Annotated in this window: 1 protein-coding gene; it reads right to left on the minus strand. The window is 43.2% G+C overall.

Translation table 11 applies throughout. The annotated features are described in order from the left end of the window. Positions 1-36: 36 nt before the first annotated feature. On the minus strand, positions 37-2550 hold the full coding sequence (gene nirB / locus ACTHJT_RS03380) for a nitrite reductase large subunit NirB (RefSeq protein WP_440236374.1): 2514 nt from the start codon (positions 2548-2550) through the stop codon (positions 37-39). Between the last annotated feature and the right edge of the window lie 18 nt (positions 2551-2568).

Consider the following 2568-nt stretch of genomic DNA (forward strand, 5'->3'; position numbering starts at 1 on the left):
GAAGTTTTCATAAGAGTAGGATAGATTAAGGGTGAATTAAGATTTCCAGTTAGCAGGTTTTTTCTGCGTACGCATTTCAGTAAATGCAATTGTTTCATCTTCTTCTTCAGAATTGATGAACGTATTGAAACGTTTTCTCAACTCCGGATTTTCGACCACTTCTTTCCATTCGCAGTGATAAGTGTCAACCAATAATTGACATTCTTTCTCTAACTGACTGCAAATACCCAGACTATCGTTTATGATAACATCTTTTAAATATTCTATTCCGCCTTCTAATTTGTTCAGCCATGTAGCGGTACGCATCAAAGGTTCAGCCGTACGGATGTAGAAAATCATGATACGGTCAATGTATTTGATACACGTCTCATCATCAAGGTCTGATGCAAACAATACTGCGTGCTGTGGTTTTGCGCCACCATTACCGCATACATATAAGTTCCATCCTTTATCTGTTGCAATGATACCAAAGTCTTTGCCTTGTGCCTCCGCGCATTCACGTACACAACCGGATACAGCCATTTTTACTTTGTGTGGGGAGCGGATACCTTTGTAACGCTCCTCGATACGGATCGCATAGGATACAGAATCCTGTACCCCGAATCTGCACCAGGTAGAGCCTACACAGCTTTTTACGGTACGTAATGATTTTCCGTAAGCATGACCGCTTTCAAAACCAGCCTTGATCAGCTCTTCCCAGATATCAGGCAACTGATGCACAGGTGCTCCGAATAAATCGATACGCTGACCTCCGGTGATCTTACAGTATAAATCGTATTTTTTAGCAACCTCGCCCAATACAATCAGTTTGTCTGCAGTAATCTCTCCTCCGGCAACACGCGGTACAACCGAGTAGGTACCGCCTTTCTGAAGGTTTGCCAGGAAACGGTCATTTGAATCCTGGATCGTCGCCTGTTTAAGAATCACTTCATTCCATACACTTGCAAGGATTGATGCCACGGCAGGTTTACAGGTTTCGCAACCATCACCTTTGCCCAACTTATCCAGGATCACATCGTAATTTTTATATTCATTCACTTTTATCAGGTCAAGTAATTCCTGACGTGAATAATCGAAGTGTTCACATAAAACTTTTTTAACAACCGTACCCTGAGATTTTAATGTTTCAGAGATCAGGTCATTTACCATTGGCACACAACCGCCGCAACCAGTACCGGCTTTGGTACATTTTTTCATGCCAGCCAGATCTGTAACTCCCTGGTCTGTTACCGCGCAGCATATAGCACCTTTGGTAATGCCTTCACAGGAGCAGATCAGCGCTTCATCCGGCAAGCTCATTACACCAGAGCTACCGCCTTCTGATTTACCTTCACCACGTGCGCCCAGAATCAGATCTTCTGGATCCGGCGGTAAAGCCATCTTGTTGTTAACCATCTGCAGCAACATGTTATAGCTTTCAGCATCGCCCACTAATATCCCACCTATAACACGTTTTTTATCTGCCGATAAGTTCAGGCGTTTGTATACACCTTTATCTTTATTTTCGTAGGTAATCGCAACCGAACCTTCTTCTGCGCCAAAGGCATCTCCAAAGCTGGCTACATCAACTCCGATCAATTTTAATTTTGTTGACATGTCAAACGAACGGAATTCCTTCGAATGTTCATTGATCAGATTCTCTGCTACAACTTCAGCCATCTCATATCCTGGCGCAACCAGACCATAGATCATTCCCCAGTGCAGCGCACATTCACCGATTGCAAAAATATTCGGATCGGAAGTCTGTAATGAATCGTTCACTTCGATCCCGCCCCGTGGACCTACTGTTAGGCCTGCTTTCTTGGCAACTTCATCTCTTGGCTTGATACCTGCTGAGATAACAACCATATCCAGTTCCAGGCGTGTATCGTCTGCAAACTGCATGGCGCTTACAGCCTCATCGCCATCAAAGTAAGAAGTGTTTTTATTTAAATGGATGGTTAATCCTAAGGATTCTAGTTTTTCCTGCAGCATTTTTGAACCTGCCTCATCCAGTTGACGTGGCATGAGGCGCGGCGCAAATTCAATCACGTGTGCTTTTAAACCCAGGTCAATCAAAGCTTTTGCAGCTTCAAGGCCTAAAAGTCCACCACCGATTACAGCACCAACTTTTGATTTTTCTGCCTGATTGATCATCATTTCAAGATCTTCAATCGTGCGGTATACATAGATGCCATCTTTTTCAACACCTTTAATCGGAGGAACGAAAGCGCTGGAGCCGGTTGCGAGAATTAATTTATCATAGCTATAAATTGCACCTGAAAATGTTGTTGCCTGTTTTGCTTGTTTATCAATAGATATGACCGGGTTGCCTAAGACCAGATCAATATTGTTTTCGGCATACCATTCCAAGGGTGCCATGGTTAAATGGTCTGCAGAGCGTGTTGAAAAGTATTCACTCAAATGAACACGATCGTATGCAGGCCTTGGTTCTTCTCCAAGCACGGTAATCTTAAATTTGCCTGAGGGGTCTTTTTTCTTGAGTTTCTCACAAAACTTGTAACCAACCATACCGTTGCCTACAACCAGGATCTTTGTTTCGTTTTTCATAAGTAAAAGGGACTAATG

Source organism: Cytophaga sp., from assembly GCF_051961495.1.
Taxonomy (GTDB): domain Bacteria; phylum Bacteroidota; class Bacteroidia; order Cytophagales; family Cytophagaceae; genus Cytophaga.